The sequence below is a fragment of the Rhizobium sp. GW821-FHT14E12 genome, assembly GCF_058803745.1.
The window spans coordinates 103,763-119,786 of sequence record NZ_JBXAPH010000005.1 but is presented as its reverse complement, the minus strand read 5'-3'; the positions used below and the strand labels follow the sequence as shown (position 1 = coordinate 119,786).

At 61.9% G+C, this 16,024-nt stretch carries 15 protein-coding genes; 12 read left to right on the top strand and 3 right to left on the bottom strand.

The genetic code is table 11. The features are described 5' to 3' along the window. Nucleotides 1-38 precede the first annotated feature (38 nt). The 8 genes from AC1RO0_RS19905 (at nucleotide 39) to AC1RO0_RS19870 (ending at nucleotide 8,560) form a co-directional block, all read left to right on the top strand. On the top strand, nucleotides 39-413 hold the full coding sequence (locus AC1RO0_RS19905) for a VOC family protein (RefSeq protein WP_498594537.1): 375 nt from the start codon (nucleotides 39-41) through the stop codon (nucleotides 411-413). Between the two features lie 214 nt (nucleotides 414-627). Then, the gene (locus AC1RO0_RS19900) at nucleotides 628-2,859 is read left to right on the top strand and encodes a primosomal protein N' (protein WP_498594536.1); all 2,232 of its coding nucleotides are present in this window, start codon (nucleotides 628-630) and stop codon (nucleotides 2,857-2,859) included. Between the two features lie 108 nt (nucleotides 2,860-2,967). Further along, nucleotides 2,968-3,351, top strand: a complete 384-nt coding sequence (locus AC1RO0_RS19895) for an AGROH133_08824 family phage infection protein (protein ID WP_498594535.1) — start codon at nucleotides 2,968-2,970, stop codon at nucleotides 3,349-3,351. Nucleotides 3,352-3,613: 262 nt separating this feature from the next. Next, nucleotides 3,614-4,180 carry a F0F1 ATP synthase subunit delta gene (locus AC1RO0_RS19890; protein ID WP_498594534.1) on the top strand — a complete coding sequence of 189 codons (567 nt, stop codon included), beginning with the start codon at nucleotides 3,614-3,616 and terminating at the stop codon, nucleotides 4,178-4,180. Beyond that, nucleotides 4,180-5,709 (top strand): F0F1 ATP synthase subunit alpha, encoded by a 1,530-nt coding sequence (gene atpA, locus AC1RO0_RS19885; protein ID WP_498594533.1) that lies wholly within the window; start codon nucleotides 4,180-4,182, stop codon nucleotides 5,707-5,709. The genes AC1RO0_RS19890 and atpA overlap by 1 nt, the downstream gene beginning before the upstream one ends. Nucleotides 5,710-5,738: 29 nt before the next feature. Continuing rightward, nucleotides 5,739-6,623 (top strand): F0F1 ATP synthase subunit gamma, encoded by an 885-nt coding sequence (locus AC1RO0_RS19880; RefSeq protein ID WP_498594532.1) that lies wholly within the window; start codon nucleotides 5,739-5,741, stop codon nucleotides 6,621-6,623. A 23-nt stretch (nucleotides 6,624-6,646) separates the two neighbouring features. Then, nucleotides 6,647-8,077 carry a F0F1 ATP synthase subunit beta gene (atpD, locus tag AC1RO0_RS19875; RefSeq protein WP_153368834.1) on the top strand — a complete coding sequence of 477 codons (1,431 nt, stop codon included), beginning with the start codon at nucleotides 6,647-6,649 and terminating at the stop codon, nucleotides 8,075-8,077. A gap of 75 nt (nucleotides 8,078-8,152) precedes the next feature. Next, the gene (locus AC1RO0_RS19870; protein ID WP_007690109.1) at nucleotides 8,153-8,560 is read left to right on the top strand and encodes a F0F1 ATP synthase subunit epsilon; all 408 of its coding nucleotides are present in this window, start codon (nucleotides 8,153-8,155) and stop codon (nucleotides 8,558-8,560) included. Nucleotides 8,561-8,633: 73 nt separating this feature from the next. On the opposite strand, the gene AC1RO0_RS19865 is transcribed toward AC1RO0_RS19870, so the two are convergent. After that, on the bottom strand, nucleotides 8,634-9,533 hold the full coding sequence (locus AC1RO0_RS19865; RefSeq protein WP_498594531.1) for a LysR substrate-binding domain-containing protein: 900 nt from the start codon (nucleotides 9,531-9,533) through the stop codon (nucleotides 8,634-8,636). 118 nt (nucleotides 9,534-9,651) lie between these two features. On the opposite strand from AC1RO0_RS19865, the gene AC1RO0_RS19860 reads away from it, so the two are divergent. From AC1RO0_RS19860 to AC1RO0_RS19850, 3 genes are read left to right on the top strand one after another with little or no spacing between them, the layout of a single operon-like run. Beyond that, entirely contained in the window at nucleotides 9,652-10,797 is a 1,146-nt protein-coding gene (locus tag AC1RO0_RS19860; protein WP_498594530.1) for an iron-containing alcohol dehydrogenase, read from the top strand. Nucleotide 10,798: 1 nt separating this feature from the next. Beyond that, on the top strand, nucleotides 10,799-12,298 hold the full coding sequence (locus AC1RO0_RS19855) for an aldehyde dehydrogenase (protein ID WP_498594529.1): 1,500 nt from the start codon (nucleotides 10,799-10,801) through the stop codon (nucleotides 12,296-12,298). A gap of 21 nt (nucleotides 12,299-12,319) precedes the next feature. Beyond that, a complete protein-coding gene (locus AC1RO0_RS19850; RefSeq protein ID WP_498594528.1) occupies nucleotides 12,320-13,441 on the top strand; it encodes a mandelate racemase/muconate lactonizing enzyme family protein in 1,122 nt (373 codons plus the stop codon). Nucleotides 13,442-13,508: 67 nt separating this feature from the next. On the opposite strand, the gene AC1RO0_RS19845 is transcribed toward AC1RO0_RS19850, so the two are convergent. Next, complete coding sequence (locus tag AC1RO0_RS19845) at nucleotides 13,509-14,720, bottom strand: acyltransferase family protein (RefSeq protein ID WP_498594527.1); 1,212 nt, start codon at nucleotides 14,718-14,720, stop codon at nucleotides 13,509-13,511. A gap of 185 nt (nucleotides 14,721-14,905) precedes the next feature. Further along, entirely contained in the window at nucleotides 14,906-15,481 is a 576-nt protein-coding gene (locus tag AC1RO0_RS19840; protein ID WP_498594526.1) for an NADPH-dependent FMN reductase, read from the bottom strand. A gap of 74 nt (nucleotides 15,482-15,555) precedes the next feature. Between AC1RO0_RS19840 and soxR the strand changes: the two genes are divergently transcribed. Continuing rightward, nucleotides 15,556-16,020, top strand: coding sequence for a redox-sensitive transcriptional activator SoxR (soxR, locus tag AC1RO0_RS19835; RefSeq protein WP_498594525.1), 465 nt, complete (start codon nucleotides 15,556-15,558; stop codon nucleotides 16,018-16,020). The last annotated feature ends 4 nt before the right edge of the window (nucleotides 16,021-16,024 follow it).

Here is a 16,024-nt window from a genome sequence, read left to right as displayed (position 1 = left end):
AAGAAGCGGCCCATTGCGTGCCAGACCGGAGATGAAGCATGTTCACCCACGTCATGATCGGCAGCAACGACTTGGAGCGGGCCAGAGCCTTCTACGACGCCACGTTCGCTGCACTGGGAGGCAAGCCCGGCGAGATGGATGCAAGGGGCAGGCTAATCTATGCCCACGAGGGCGGTCGGCTGATGATCACGAAACCGATCGACGGCAAGCCGGCGACCGCGGCCAACGGTGGGACTATCGGTATTGCCGCCGCAAGCCAAGACCATGTTCTAGCTTGGCATGAGGCCGGTACCAAGCATGGTGGCACAGCGATCGAGAGCCCGCCCGCAGAGCGTCCGAACGGGTCCTTCGTCGCCTATCTTCGCGATCCGGACGGAAATAAACTGACCGCGCGGTCTCAGCCGACGAAGTGAGACATGCGTCAGCAGCGCGTAGTGGACAGCGTGATCGATGCTCAGAGGCGAGTAGGCGCGGGAATGGCGGCTTCGGGCCAATGACGGTCATTGGTGGCATTGCTACACAAGGCCCTGATATTCAGGGCAGCTTGCAGACGATCCGTATTTTGCAAGCGGCAGAGAGCTACTCCCGGGTTCCCTTTTGCCGCCGCTCGGGGCATGGTCTGGCGCAATGAGTAAAGATTCTTCCGATCTGTTCGGTGCGCTGTTCGAGGCCGCGCCCGCTAAAGCTGTGATGACCCGCACGGTCCCGGTTCTGGTGCCTATGCCGGCGCCAAAGCCCTATTCCTATGCGGTGCCGGAAGGCATGGCGGTCGAGCCGGGCTCGGTTGTGCAGGTGCCGCTGGGGCCGAGGCAGGTGATCGGCGTCGTCTGGGATGGCGGCGACGAAGGTGGGGTCGATCCGAAAAAGCTGCGGCCGATCAGCCGCGTTTTCGATTGCCCACCTTTGACCAAGGAGATGCGCGATTTCATCGATTGGGTCGCGGCTTATACGCTGTCGCCGCCCGGCCTCGTTGCCCGCATGGCGCTGAGGGTGCCGGCCGCCTTCGATCCGGAGCCGATGGTCGAGGGCCTCCGCTTTGCCGGTGGCGCGCCGGAGCGGCTGACGCCGGCCCGCGTGCGGGTGATGGAGATGGCGAATGACGGCCTCTCCTGGACGCGCTCTGGCTTGGCGCATGCCGCTGGCGTCTCGACAAGCGTTATCGACGGGCTGATCGCGCAGGGCGTGTTCGAAACCGTGTTCCTGCCGCCGCCGCCGCTGGTTGCCAAGCCCGATCCGGATTACGCCGCCTCGCGGCTCGAAGGCCCGCAGCGCGAAGCGGCCAACGAGATATTGGCGGAGGTGCGCAAGCAGGAATTCTCCGTCTCCCTGATCGATGGCGTTACCGGCTCGGGCAAGACCGAGGTCTATTTCGAGGCGATTGCCGAGACACTGAAGCGTGGCAAGCAGGTGTTGATCCTTCTGCCGGAAATCGCGCTGACGGCGAGCTTTCTCGAGCGATTCCAGGATCGCTTCGGCGCCAAGCCGGCCGAATGGCATTCGGATCTGGCGCCGCGCACGCGCGAAAAGGTCTGGCGGCAGGCGGTGACCGGCGAGGTCCGGGTCGTTGCCGGCGCGCGCTCGGCGCTGTTCCTGCCCTTCGAGGATCTCGGTCTGATCATCGTCGATGAAGAGCACGATCCCGCCTACAAGCAGGAAGATCGCGTCTATTATAATGCCCGCGACATGGCGGTCGTGCGTGGCCGCATCGCTGATTTTCCGGTCGTGCTGGTCTCGGCCACGCCCTCGGTCGAAAGCCAGGTCAATGGCCAGAGTGGGCGCTACAGCACCATCCATCTGCCGACCCGCTTCGGCGATGCGGCAATGCCGGACCTGCATCTGGTCGACATGCGGCGACATGCGCCGGAGCGCGGCGGCTTCCTGTCGCCATTGCTGATCCGGGCCATCGGTAAGACGGTGGAGAAGGGCCAGCAGTCGCTGCTGTTCCTCAACAGGCGCGGCTATGCGCCGCTGACGCTTTGCCGGGTCTGCGGCCATCGCTTCCAATGCCCGCAATGTTCGAGCTGGCTGGTGGAGCACCGGTTTCGCGGCCAGCTTCAGTGCCATCAATGCGGTTATGCCGAGCGGACGCCGGAAGCCTGCCCCGAATGCGGCACGCTCGACCATCTCGTCGCCTGCGGCCCCGGCGTCGAGCGCATCGCCGAGGAGGTGGAGCGGCATTTTCCCGATGCACGGACGATCGTGCTCTCCTCCGACATCATGGGTGGTGTCAAGCGGCTGCGCCTGGAGCTCGAAGCGATCGCCAAGGGCGAGGCGGATATCGTCATCGGCACGCAGCTCGTCGCCAAGGGGCATAATTTCCCGCTGATGACGCTGGTCGGCATCATCGATGCTGATCTCGGCCTCGCCAATGGCGATCCGCGTGCCGCCGAGCGGACCTTCCAGTTGTTGTCGCAGGTGACGGGCCGCGCAGGGCGAACAGGCCTCAAGAGCCACGGCCTGCTGCAAACCTACCAGCCGCAGCACCCGGTCATGCAGGCGATCGTCTCCGGCGATGCCAGCGCCTTCTACGAGCGCGAGATTACCGAGCGGGAGAGGGCGGTGCTGCCACCCTTCGGGCGGCTTGCCTCGATCATTGTTTCCGCCGAAACGCGCCAGGATGCCGAGACCCATGCGCGCGGCATGCGCAGTGCCGCTCCGCAGGTTCAAGGCATCTCCGTCCTTGGGCCGGCGGAAGCGCCGCTTGCCCTGGTGCGCGGCCGCCATCGCTTCCGCCTGCTGGTGCACGGCAAGCGCAATTCCGACATGCAGGGGTTCCTCCGGGCGATGCTGGCACAGGCGCCGAAGGAGCGCGGCTCGGTGCATGTTCAGCTCGATATCGATCCGCAGAGCTTTCTGTGATTCCTGTCCACGGCATCACCGTCATGTCTTCCCCTGTTCCGTCGGATCATGCCATATGTCGATCTGTTCATATGGTTGATTTGATTTGGGCTGATTTGGGGACGATCGATGGAGTTCTATTTTCCGACTGACTTGGGCGAGCGGCTTGCCTATTGCTCGGCAGCGTTTACGGCGTTGATCGGTCTTATCGTGATGTTCGCGCCGGGCTACACCTATCGCTTTCTTCGACTGCAGGTGCGTGAAGGGCGAACGGAGGCCTATGCCGAGGCGCGCTCGGCCGGCGGTTTCTATCTCGGCTTCGGGGCGGTCGCTATATTGCTTGCCCAGCCGATGATTTATCTGGCGCTCGGAGCCTCTTTTGCGGTCGCCGCCTTCGGTCGGATTCTTTCGATCATGTCCGACCGGGGGAGCGTGTGGCTCAACCTGCTGCTTCTGGTTGTTCAGGTTGCATTGGCCGCTCTACCCCTTCTTTACGGATTTGGTTACATTTGAGCCAAAATCGGGCATGCGCCGGCTGTCATTGCCCGCTCTATCCCCATGGTTCTCAACTTTTGCCATCATAAATTCACTCGAATGGCGTATTCGGCCAATACGCGTGTTGCGAGTCTCAATATCCTATGTTAGACGAACCCCGAATTTCGGATGCGGCAGGAGGAAGCTCCTGTTGATTTCTGGGGGAAATCAAAACGAATTCAAGAGCATGTGGCTTCCGTGCCCCGGAAGCTGAACTCTTGGGTTGAAATCAGGGAATTTTGTGCCCGTGGCAGACACATCCCAGCATATTTCTGGTGTTGCAGAGCGATATGCCTCGTCATTGTTCGAGCTGGCCCTTGAGGAGGGTGCTGTTCCAGCCGTGACTGCCGATCTCGATCGGTTTCAAGCCATGCTGGATGACAGCGGTGATCTGAAGCGTTTCATTTCCAGCCCGGTCTTTTCGGCCGAAGAGCAGGTTGGCGCAGTTCAGGCTCTGGCGACCAAGGCAGGCTTCGGCGCCTATTTTACCAATTTCCTCAAAGTCGTGGCAAAGAACCGGCGCCTTTTTGCGCTGCCGGGCATGATCAAGGCTTTCCGTATTATTGCCGCGCAGCATCGCGGTGAAGTTTCCGCCGAGATCACCTCGGCTCATGCGCTGACGAAGGCGCAGGAAAATGAATTGAAGGCGGCGCTGAAGGGCGTAACCGGTAAGGACGTGGCGATTGCCGTCACGGTCGATCCGTCGATCCTGGGTGGCCTGATCGTCAAGGTCGGTTCGCGTCAGATCGATACGTCCCTTCGCACCAAACTCTCTACCCTTAAGCTTGCATTGAAAGAGGTCGGCTGATGGATATCCGCGCCGCGGAAATTTCCGCAATTCTGAAAGATCAGATTAAAAATTTCGGCCAAGAAGCCGAAGTCTCCGAAGTCGGCCAGGTTCTTTCCGTCGGTGACGGTATCGCCCGTGTCTACGGTCTGGACAATGTCCAGGCCGGCGAAATGGTCGAGTTCCCTGGCGGCATCCGTGGGATGGCCCTGAACCTCGAATCCGACAATGTCGGCGTGGTTATCTTCGGCTCCGACCGCGACATCAAGGAAGGCGACACCGTCAAGCGTACTGGCGCGATCGTCGACGTCCCGGTTGGTCCGGAACTGCTTGGCCGCGTCGTTGACGCGCTCGGCAATCCGATCGACGGCAAAGGCCCGATCAACGCGACCCGTCGTTCGCGCGTCGACGTCAAGGCTCCGGGCATTATCCCGCGTAAGTCGGTTCATGAGCCGATGTCGACCGGCCTCAAGGCTATCGATGCGCTGATCCCGGTCGGCCGCGGCCAGCGCGAGCTGGTCATCGGTGACCGCCAGACCGGCAAGACTGCCATCATTCTCGACACGATCCTGAACCAGAAGGCCATCCACGATGCCGGCCCGGACAGCGAAAAGCTGTACTGCGTCTACGTCGCTGTCGGCCAGAAGCGTTCGACCGTTGCTCAGTTCGTCAAGGTGCTCGAAGAGCGCGGCGCCCTGAAGTACTCGATCATCGTTGCGGCAACGGCGTCCGATCCGGCTCCGATGCAGTTCCTGGCACCGTTCGCCGGTTGCGCCATGGGCGAATATTTCCGCGACAACGGCATGCACGCCCTGATCGGCTATGACGATCTGTCGAAGCAGGCCGTTTCCTACCGTCAGATGTCGCTGCTGCTGCGCCGCCCGCCGGGCCGCGAAGCCTATCCGGGCGACGTTTTCTACCTGCATTCGCGTCTCCTCGAGCGCGCTGCCAAGATGAACGACGAATTGGGCGCCGGTTCGCTGACCGCTCTGCCGGTCATCGAAACGCAGGGTAACGACGTTTCGGCCTTCATTCCGACCAACGTGATCTCGATCACCGACGGCCAGATCTTCCTCGAAACCGACCTGTTCTATCAGGGTATCCGCCCGGCCGTTAACGTCGGTCTGTCGGTTTCGCGCGTCGGCTCGTCCGCGCAGATCAAGGCGATGAAGCAGGTTGCCGGCTCGATCAAGGGCGAACTCGCCCAGTATCGCGAAATGGCAGCCTTCGCTCAGTTCGGCTCGGATCTCGATGCCGCAACGCAGCGCCTGCTGAACCGTGGCGCACGCCTGACCGAACTCCTGAAGCAGCCGCAGTTCTCGCCGCTGAAGGTGGAAGAGCAGGTTGCGGTGATCTTCGCCGGCGTCAACGGCTACCTCGACAAGATCGCGGTTCCGCAGATCGGCAAGTTCGAGCAGGGCCTGCTTTCGTACCTCCGCTCGGAAGGCAAGGAACTCCTCGATACGATCCGCACCGAAAAGGCTATCAGCGACGCGACCAAGGGCAAGCTCACCGCTGCTCTCGATAGCTACGCCAAGTCTTTCGCCTGATCGGACCTCACTTCTAGGACGGATACCGGATGCCTTCACTTAAGGATCTGAAAAACCGGATCGCCTCCGTCAAGGCGACGCAGAAGATCACCAAGGCGATGAAAATGGTCGCCGCGGCGAAGCTTCGGCGTGCCCAGGAGGCGGCTGAGGCCGCGCGGCCCTATTCGCAGCGCATGGGCGCCGTTCTTGCCAACATCACGGCTGCCGTCAGCGATGCTGACGGTGCGCCGCTTCTGATGACCGGAACCGGCAAGAGCGATGTGCATCTGCTCGTGGTCTGCACGGCTGAACGCGGCCTTTGCGGCGGCTTCAACTCGCAGATTGCGCGCTTTGCCCGCGATCACGTCCGCAAGCTGCTCGCCGAAGGCAAGACCGTGAAGATCTTCACCGTCGGCAAGAAGGGCTACGATATTCTGCGTCGCGAATACGCTTCGCTGATCATCGAGCGCAAGGAACTGCGCGACGTCAAGCGCGTGGGCTTCGAAAATGCCGATGCTCTCGGCAAGCGCATCATCGAGATGTTCGATGCCGGCGAATTCGATGTCTGCACGCTGTTCTATTCCGAGTTCAAGTCGGTGATCAGCCAGGTTCCGACGGGACTGCAGCTTATCCCGGCTTCGGCTCCGGCCGTTGTCGAGGAAGATGCCGCCCATAAGGGCGCTGTTTACGAATACGAGCCGGATGCGGCTTCGATCCTCGCGGACCTGATTCCGCGCAACATTTCGGTTCAGATTTTCCGCGCGCTCCTCGAGAACGTTGCCGGCGAAATGGGCTCCAAGATGAGCGCGATGGACAATGCGACGCGCAATGCCGGTGAAATGATCAACAAACTGACGCTGAGCTACAACCGCCAGCGTCAGGCGCAGATCACCAAGGAATTGATTGAAATCATTTCGGGCGCGGAAGCGCTCTGAGGTTAGGAAAAGAGGGTAAGATTATGGCTGACGCAGCTAAGGCCGCAGTTTCGGTCGGCAAGGTTACGCAGGTTATCGGCGCCGTCGTTGACGTTCATTTCGATGGCGATTTGCCGAAGATCCTGAATGCTCTCGAAACCAGCAACAATGGCAACCGCCTTGTTCTGGAAGTCGCGCAGCACCTCGGCGAAAACTCGGTCCGCACGATCGCCATGGACTCCACCGAAGGTCTGGTCCGCGGCCAGCCCGTTTCCGACACCGGCGCGCCGATCTCGGTTCCGGTTGGTTACGAAACGCTCGGCCGTATCATGAACGTCATCGGCGAGCCCGTTGACGAAGCCGGTCCGCTGGTTACCGCCACCAAGCGCTCGATCCACCAGGAAGCTCCGTCTTACGTCGAGCAGTCCACCGAAGGCCAGATCCTGGTCACCGGCATCAAGGTCGTCGACCTGCTCGCGCCTTACGCAAAGGGCGGCAAGATCGGCCTGTTCGGCGGCGCCGGCGTCGGCAAGACCGTTCTGATCATGGAACTGATCAACAACGTCGCCAAGGCGCATGGTGGTTACTCGGTGTTTGCAGGCGTGGGTGAACGTACCCGCGAAGGCAACGACCTTTACCACGAAATGATCGAATCCGGCGTCAACAAGCACGGCGGCGGCGAAGGCTCCAAGGCTGCGCTGGTTTACGGCCAGATGAACGAACCGCCGGGCGCCCGCGCTCGCGTCGCTCTGACCGGTCTGACGGTTGCCGAAAACTTCCGCGATGAAGGCCAGGACGTTCTGTTCTTCGTCGACAACATCTTCCGCTTCACCCAGGCAGGTTCGGAAGTGTCGGCTCTGCTCGGCCGTATTCCTTCGGCCGTTGGTTATCAGCCGACGCTCGCGACCGACATGGGCCAGATGCAGGAACGCATCACCACGACGACCAAGGGCTCGATCACCTCGGTTCAGGCCATTTACGTTCCGGCCGACGACTTGACCGACCCGGCGCCGGCGACCTCGTTCGCCCACTTGGACGCAACGACGGTTCTGTCGCGCTCGATCGCTGAAAAGGGTATCTACCCGGCCGTCGACCCGCTCGACTCCACCTCGCGCATGCTCGACCCGCTGGTCGTCGGCGAAGAGCACTATGAAATCGCTCGTAAGGTTCAGTCGACCCTGCAGCGTTACAAGGCTCTCCAGGACATCATCGCGATCCTGGGCATGGACGAACTGTCGGAAGAAGACAAGCTGGCCGTTGCCCGCGCCCGCAAGATCGAACGCTTCCTGTCGCAGCCGTTCTTCGTCGCCGAAATCTTCACCGGTTCGCCGGGCAAGCTCGTCGCTCTCGAAGACACGATCAAGGGCTTCAAGGGCCTGGTCAACGGCGATTACGATCACCTGCCGGAAGCTGCTTTCTACATGGTCGGCTCGATCGAAGAAGCGATCGAAAAGGCCAAGAAGCTGGCTGCCTGATAAGGCCAATCCAACGGCGCGCGGTTTTGCGTGCGCCGTTGCCTTGAAATGAAGACAATCGAGAAGTGACCGGTCATGGCTGACAATTTCAATTTCGAACTGGTGTCTCCGGAGCGTCTGCTTCTGTCGGAGCAGGTTATCGATGTCGTCATTCCCGCCAGCGAAGGCGAGATGACCGTCATGGCTCACCATGCGCCGACCATGACCACGATCAAGCCGGGCGTCGTCAAGGTGCATTCGGCTTCGGGCAAGAAGCAGGATTACGTCGTGTTCGGCGGTTTCGCCGACATTCTGCCGACTGGCTGCACGCTGCTGGCCGAGTCCGCAATCCCGGTTGAAGATCTGAACCAGGATGAGCTGACGCGCCGCATCAATGTCGCCAAGGCCGAACTCGAAGATGCCGAGCATCACGAGCATAAGTCCCGCCTTGAGCATTTCATCATGGAACTCACGCATCTGAGCGGCTCGATCCGGAAGGATTGATCCTCAGAGTTCAGTCGGTGGTTCCGAACGAAAGCGGCCTTTCCCGGCCGCTTTTTTTATTGCGTTGTCGAGGCTACTGGTTTGCCAGTAAGTGCCGGTGCAACTGTCCGGCCTCAGGCGAGAGGGTGCGGAAGCGCGGCGCACCGAGATAGTAGCCGAAGCCGCTTTCGACCTGATCCTTGCCGATCGTGACCAGCGCGCCGGAGCGCAGATATTCTTCGATGAGCCCGAGGCTGCCGAGCGCGATGCCCTCGCCGCGCAAGGCGGCTTCCACCGCCATGATATAGGTGGAGAAGGAGAGACGCGGTCGCGGTAGCTTGCCTTTCAGCGGATCGCCGATGCGGCCGAACCATTGGCGAAAGCTGATCCAGTGGGCGTTGGCGCGCTCGTAGTCGATCAGATCCAGACCGGCGATATCGGCCGATGTCAGCGCCTGCGGATCGAGGCCGCGGCTTGCGAGGTAGTCCGGCGAGGCGATCGGCACCAGCACTTCCTTCATCAGCGGCGTCAGGTTCCAGCGCGGATGTTCGCCGGTGGAGTAGATGATGATGAGATCGTTGGTCTCCGACGCCAGCTCGGAGTGCACGTCTGTCGTCAGCAGGCGCACGGAAATGCCAGGGCTTTCCTTGCCGAAATCCCTGAGCCTCTGCCCGAGCCAAAGATGCGAGATCGAACCGCTGGCGGCGATGGAAATGATTTCACCGGTGCCGGCGCGGAAGGGCTCCAGGCTCTCCTCCAGATATTCGAGCGTTGCCCGCACGCGCTGAAACAGCCGCTCGCCCTCCGGCGTCAGCGCCAGGTTCCGGCCGCGCCGGGTGAAGAGAATAGCGCCTAAGTGATCCTCAAGCCCCTTGATGCGTCGGCTGACGGCGGCCTGGGTAATGTTCAGCTCGCGGCCGGCGCGGGAAAAGTTCATTGCCCGCGCCGCGGCATCGAACACGCGGAAGGCTTCCAGCGGTATTTTTTCGAGCATCGCCTCTCCATAACTTCAGATCATCAATATCCCCGATAAATGCCCGGATTTGAAGAGCTGAAATTGTGATGCAGGATGTGGGCATCGTATTTGGCCGCATTTTCCTGGGTGATCTGCCGTGTCCTTCTCCATTTCCGCCATTCCTGACATCCGTTTTGGTGACGGCACGCTCGCCGGCCTGGCCACCGCGGTCAAATCCTTCGAGGACGTCACTGCTACTCTTCTGGTGATCGATGCGTTCCTGGCGCAATCGGGTCTTGCGGAGAGGATCAAGGCCGATCTGGCCGAGGCAGGGATATCGACACAGATCTTCTCGGATTTCGCCGGGGAGCCGAAGCTCGCGCATCTCCGTGCGGCGACGGAGGCGGCCAAGGGCGCGGATATGGTGATCGGCGTCGGCGGCGGCTCGGCCCTGGATATCGCCAAGATCGTCGCCTGTTGTGCAGCCTCGGGGGCCGACCCGATGTTCTATGCACTGGCCGTCAATCCGCTGCCAAAGAACCCGTTGAAGAAAATCATGGTGCCGACCACCGCCGGAACCGGCTCGGAGACTTCGGCGACTAATATCTTCGCCGGTCCGGAGGGCAAGAAACTCTGGATCTGGGGGCCGGAAACCAAGGCCGATCTCGTCATCCTCGACCCAGCGCTCACCACGACGCTGCCGGCGAGCCTCACCGCCTGGTGCGGCCTCGACGCCTTCATCCATGCCTTCGAGGCGGCGACGAACCGCAATACGCATCGCGGCGCGCAGTTCTACGCGTATCAGGCACTGCGGCTGATCACCGGCTCGCTTGAGATGGCGGTAAGAGAGCCCGGCAATCTCGAGGCGCGGGGCGATGTGCTGCTCGGCTCCTGCTTCGCCGGCATCGCTATCGACAATTGCGGTACCGCGATCGCGCATAATATCAGCCATGCGCTCGCCGGCCTTGCACCGGTCCACCATGGGCTGGCGACCGCACTCGGCTTTGAGGCAACGCTGCCATGGCTGGTCGAGGCGGATACGGACGAGCTCAATGCCGCTGCGATAGCCTGCGGGCTTGAAAGTGCAGCCGTGCTGCCCGCCTTCCTCTCTGATTGGATGGATCGCTGTGGCATCGTCCGCGCCCTTCCGTCTGCCTTCAGGCCCTTCGATGCGGCCGATCTCGCGCAGGAAATGCGCGCGCTGGAAAACCAGCCGATGCGGCGTTCGACTATCCGCGATGTAACGGATGCGGATATCGACCGCTTCGCCGCCGCCGTGATGGCGTTGCCGAAAGGAATTTGAGATGACCAAGGAATATACGCGCGACTATTGGGAGAATGTTCTCTCCGGCCTGAAGCTCGAGGGGCGGCATTTCATCGACGGCGCCTATCGCGCTTCCTCTTCCGGCGAGACCTTCACGCGCATCCGCCCGATGGATGGCAAGCCCGGCGCTCAGCTGGCGCGGGGCAACGCCGCTGATATCGATGCGGCTGTCGCCTCTGCCCGCGCCGCTTTCGAAAGCGGTGTCTGGCGCAAGAAGGAGCCGCTGGAAAAGAAGAGAATCATGCTGAAATGGGCCGAGCTCATCCGCGCCCATGGCGAGGAGCTCGCCATGCTGGAGACGCTGGATGTCGGCAAGCCGGTCATGGCGTCGCTCACCGTCGATGTCCGGCTCTGCGCCGACGGCATCCAGTTCTACGGCGAGATGATCGACAAGATCTATGACGAGATCGCGCCGACCGGGCCGAATGCACGCGCCCTGGTGCGCAAGGTGCCGCTCGGCGTCATCGGCGCGATCACGCCCTGGAACTATCCGATGATCATCGATGCCTGGAAGCTCGGCCCGTCTATCGCCGCCGGCAATTCCGTGGTGCTAAAGCCGGCGGAGCAATCCTCGCTCTCGGCAATTCGCCTGGCCGAACTTGGCTTCGAAGCGGGCTTGCCCGCCGGCGTCCTCAATGTCGTCACCGGTTATGGCGAGGAGACGGGCAAACCGCTGGCGCTGCACATGGATGTCGACATGATCGCATTCACCGGCTCGACCGAGGTCGGCAAGCTGATCATGGGCTATGCGGCGCAATCGAACGTCAAGCGCGTGGCGCTGGAGCTTGGCGGCAAATCGCCGCTGGTCGTCTTCGAGGATGCGGATCTCGATGCGGCCGCGAGTGCCGTCGCCTGGGGCTGCTTCTACAATTCCGGCGAAACCTGCCATGCCTCGACGCGGCTGGTCGTGCAGCGTTCGGTGCAGGAGACGCTGATCGCAAAGATCGAGGCGGTGACGCACGCTGACATCGCGCTGAGGCATCCGCTTGATCCCGCAGCGCAGATCGGCGCGCTGATCGAGGAAGAGCATATGAACAAGGTGCTCTCAATGATCGCTACCGGCGAGAAGGAGGGTGCCCGCCGCGCCTTCGGGGCCGAGCAGGTGTTGAGGGAAACCGGCGGCTATTATATCTCCCCCGGCGTCTTCGTCGACATGACCAATGATATGAGCCTGGCGCGGCAGGAGATTTTCGGGCCGGTGCTGGCCGCCATCCCCTTCGATACGGAGGAGGAAGCGCTGAAGATCGCCAACGATACGATCTATGGCCTCGCCGGCGCCGTCTTTACCAAAGATATGGACCGCGCCCATCGCTTTTCCGAGACGATCCATGCGGGTACGGTGTGGATCAATACCTACGACATGTCGAACTTCGCCACGCCCTTCGGCGGCTTCAAGCAATCCGGTTTCGGCCGTGATCGCTCGGTGCATGCGATCGACAAATATTGCGACTACAAGACCATCTGGCAGCAGTTCGGCTGAGGTTTGCGGGGAGGCACTATCATGAGCAAGATCGTTTCCATCGAGATCAGCCATCACCGGTTGCCGCTCGATCCGCCGTTCAAGGCGAGCTGGGACGGCCGGCCGCGCCGCAATTTCGACGCGACGATTGTCCGCGTTAAAGATGACGAGGGCCGCGAAGGCATCGGCTCTGGCGACCTGATGAAGGGTTTCGAGGGGCATGAGGACCTGTTCATCGGCGAGGACCCGCGCCATCTGGAGCGTCACTATGAAGTCCTGTCGCATATCAATTTCCACTACGGCCGCTGCTGGCCGATGGATCTGGCGCTGTGGGATCTCTCGGGCAAGATCACCGGCGAGCCGGTTTGGCGCATGCTTGGCGGCCGCGCCAGCCGCGTGCGGCTCTATGCCTCCTCCGGCGTCCTGCGTGAGCCGGCGGCGATGGCGGAACAGGCGGAGCGCTATCTCGCGGAAGGCTTTCCGGCGATGAAGGTGCGCTTCTCCTCGTCCGCAGGCGGCCGCAGCGGCTGGCGCGACGATGTGAAGGCACTGGAGGCGATCCGTGCCCGGGTCGGCGACCGGCTGGAGCTGATGGTCGATTGTAACCAGGGTTGGCGCATGCCTTGGGACACGACGCTGTCCTGGACCTTCAAGGACGCGCTGACGGTGGCAAGGGAGCTGGAACGGCTCGGCGTCTACTGGATGGAAGAGCCGCTGCATCGCTCTGACCGTAAGGGCATGAAAGAGCTGAAGCAGGCGACATCGCTGCGCATCGCCGGTGGTGAGATGACGCGCGAGCTCTATGAATTCCGCGATATCATCGAGGAGCGTGCCTTCGACGTCATCCAGCCCGACGCGGCGCTGGTCGGCGGCATCACCGGCTGCCGGCGGCTGGCCTATCAGGCGCGAGAGGCGGGCGTGCAGTTCACCCCGCATTCCTGGACGAACGGCATCGGCGTGCTGGCGAACGCGCATCTTTCCGCAGGCGTCGGCGATGTCGCCTGGCTCGAATATCCCTATGACAATCCGGAATGGAGCGAGGCCCGCCGAGACTATCCGATGGCGTCGCCGCTCAAGCATCAGGATGGCTGGCTGGATCTTGGAGAGGCACCTGGCCTCGGCGTCGTTCTGGATGAGGAGCGTCTGAAGGCCACGCGTATCTGACAGGATGCTCGGCGACCCTAGCCGAGCTTCTTTGCCGTCCAGCGGTGTCCGTTGGGCGGCCTTTTTGTCAGGCTCGGACGGTCTTGCTTGCCGATTGCTCGCGGGTGCGAGCCCAGCGCATGACGGGGCGCTCCAGGAAGACATAGCTGAGGGTGCCGATCGCAAAGATGATGGCGGTTGCGATGAGGCTTGAGGTGAACCATCCACCGAACACGTCATCGGAGCCCGTGCCGAAGGTCCAGGGGAACAGCTTCTTCATCAACAACAAGACGATATCCTGCCAGATATAGACGCCGAAGGAGACGGTGGCGATATAGCGGCTGAGGCGATTGTCGAGAACGTGACGGAGGGCGACCGATTGCGGTAGAGCGCAGAGGGCGCCGGCAATGGCGAGCGGAAAGACGGGGAAACGATAGGGAATGCCGAGCCAGCCGTAACCTTCCCAGCTGCCGCTGACCGATATCCAGATTTCGGCGATGCCGATGACCATGGCGAGGATGGCCAGGATATCGAAGAGCAGCGAGCGCTTGCTGGGGATCATGGTCTGGATGCCCGCCGCCAGGGCGCCGATGGCAAAGATCGCAAAGAAACCAATCGGATTATAGCGCGGCATCCACTCCTTGGCGCCGCCCTGGAAGCCATGTTCCCAGCCCCGCCCGACGCTGTCGAGCGGGATATGGGTGATGATCAGCCAATGGCCCAGAAGCGCTAAAGCGATGACGCCGAGCCAGAGCATACGGGCAGGTAGAGCGGTGCGCAGTCTCAGGGCTGGGCCGAATAGAAGCAGGAAAGCGATCGGCAGCAGCACATAGCAGGTCGTCTCGAAAGGGATGGACCAAAGCGGCCCGTTATCCTCTACTGGAAAGAAGGTGCGCCAATGCCACTGGCTCATCAGGAGGAAGCCCGAGACGTAGCGCCCGGCCAGCTCATGATCGAGCGGAAAATCATAGACCGTGAAACTCAAGATGAAGCCGACTGTCAGGGCAAACCAGAAGCCCGGCAGGATACGGGCGGCGCGGCGCATGGCGTAGATTGTCAGCGATGGCGGCGGTAGACCTCTGTCCAGCGCCAGCCAGAAGGGCCGCGCCAGCAGAAAGCCGCTGAGAACGAAGAAGACCGAGACGCCGTAATTGCCGAAGCGTGCCAGAATGAGCGGCAGGGCCAGGGCATCGGGGAGGTAACTGAAATCCATTCGCAGCACGAGATGATGGGCAAGCACCATTAGGCACGCCACGGCGCGCATGAAATCTGCTCCTCCCAGCCGCGTCTCTTGCTCCATCCTCATCCCTCTGGAACCGCCTGGATATTGGGTTAGGCCATCTAGGCGGCGTCGGCAAGGGTGTGGCTTGATCGACTGAGGAGGAGAAGGACGCCCGAGCACATGCGGCGCAGGCCCGGGCGCCGAGCCGGTCTTCCGTACCTGCCAGAAACAGAAGAGCGGTGTTGGTTATCGTGGACGAACGCTCAGGCCGCGACGGAGCGGTAAGGGCGTGTCTCCCGGGCGGGCTTCAATGCCGCGCTCCACCAGTGCAGCCGTGCTATCATGCGCACCAGTGATTGCCGTGCCTCGATCGGGTTTTCGAGAGAGCCGTCTTCGGCAAACCGTCCCCAGGGATTGGCGAAGCTGACGGTGTCGCGCACCGTGACCGCGTGCAGTTCGGCAAAGACCAGCCGCAATTGTTCGACCGCGCGCAACCCGCCGGAAATGCCGCCATAGGAAACGAAGGCAACCGGCTTGCCCTGCCATGGCTCGTAGACGAGATCGAGCACGAATTTCAGCGAGGCCGTGAAGCTGTGATTATATTCCGGTGTGACGACGATGAAGGCATCGGCGTCCGAAAGCCGTGCGGCAAGGGCCGCCACCGCGGGATGCTCGCCGTCATGGTGAACCGGCAGGCCGAAATCGAGCGGATCGATGACGTCGATATCGATGAGCGGATAGTGCGTCAGTTCCCGGACGACCCAATTGACCACGCGGTCGCATAGCCGGCCCTTGCGGGTGCTGCCGTAGAGGATTGCCAGGCGGGTGGGTTCAGTCATGCGTTGCTCCTGCTTTACGCGCTTCGGAGCAAGAGCTATAAAACCTCAAGTAAAGTTGAGGTCAATAGCCTGTCATGACAAAAATAGACTCCGATGCATTTTCGAGATTGCTGACGGTGGGCGAGGTGGCGGCGCGCAGCGGCGTTGCGGTTTCGGCGCTGCATTTCTACGAGGCGAAGGGGCTGATCGAGAGCCATCGCAGCCGTGGCAACCAGCGGCGTTATGCCCGCGAGGTGCTGCGCCGTGTGGCGGTGATCAAGGTGGCGCAGCGCGTGGGAATCCCGCTTGCCGAGATCCAGGTGGCCCTCGACACGCTGCCGCAAGGCCGGACACCGACCGGCGCCGATTGGCGGAAGCTGTCGGCGCAATGGAAGAACGATCTGGATACGCGGATCAGGCGGCTGCAGGGCCTGCGCGATCAGCTCGACGGTTGCATCGGCTGCGGCTGTCTTTCGATGCAAAGCTGTCCGCTGCGCAATCCCTGGGACGTGCTCTCCGAGGAAGGGCCGGGGCCGAGGTTGCTCGATCCCGAAGGTTGATACG

Excerpts from the sequence above, each read along its gene's own strand:
- AC1RO0_RS19905 (WP_498594537.1), top strand. The coding sequence starts at position 39 with ATGTTCACCCACGTCATGATCGGCAGCAACGACTTGGAGCGGGCCAGA.
- AC1RO0_RS19900 (WP_498594536.1), top strand. The coding sequence starts at position 628 with ATGAGTAAAGATTCTTCCGATCTGTTCGGTGCGCTGTTCGAGGCCGCG.
- AC1RO0_RS19895 (WP_498594535.1), top strand. The coding sequence starts at position 2,968 with ATGGAGTTCTATTTTCCGACTGACTTGGGCGAGCGGCTTGCCTATTGC.
- atpA (WP_498594533.1), top strand. The coding sequence starts at position 4,180 with ATGGATATCCGCGCCGCGGAAATTTCCGCAATTCTGAAAGATCAGATT.
- AC1RO0_RS19880 (WP_498594532.1), top strand. The coding sequence starts at position 5,739 with ATGCCTTCACTTAAGGATCTGAAAAACCGGATCGCCTCCGTCAAGGCG.
- atpD (WP_153368834.1), top strand. The coding sequence starts at position 6,647 with ATGGCTGACGCAGCTAAGGCCGCAGTTTCGGTCGGCAAGGTTACGCAG.
- AC1RO0_RS19870 (WP_007690109.1), top strand. The coding sequence starts at position 8,153 with ATGGCTGACAATTTCAATTTCGAACTGGTGTCTCCGGAGCGTCTGCTT.
- AC1RO0_RS19865 (WP_498594531.1), bottom strand. The coding sequence starts at position 9,533 with ATGCTCGAAAAAATACCGCTGGAAGCCTTCCGCGTGTTCGATGCCGCG.
- AC1RO0_RS19855 (WP_498594529.1), top strand. The coding sequence starts at position 10,799 with ATGACCAAGGAATATACGCGCGACTATTGGGAGAATGTTCTCTCCGGC.
- AC1RO0_RS19850 (WP_498594528.1), top strand. The coding sequence starts at position 12,320 with ATGAGCAAGATCGTTTCCATCGAGATCAGCCATCACCGGTTGCCGCTC.
- AC1RO0_RS19845 (WP_498594527.1), bottom strand. The coding sequence starts at position 14,720 with ATGGAGCAAGAGACGCGGCTGGGAGGAGCAGATTTCATGCGCGCCGTG.
- AC1RO0_RS19840 (WP_498594526.1), bottom strand. The coding sequence starts at position 15,481 with ATGACTGAACCCACCCGCCTGGCAATCCTCTACGGCAGCACCCGCAAG.
- soxR (WP_498594525.1), top strand. The coding sequence starts at position 15,556 with ATGACAAAAATAGACTCCGATGCATTTTCGAGATTGCTGACGGTGGGC.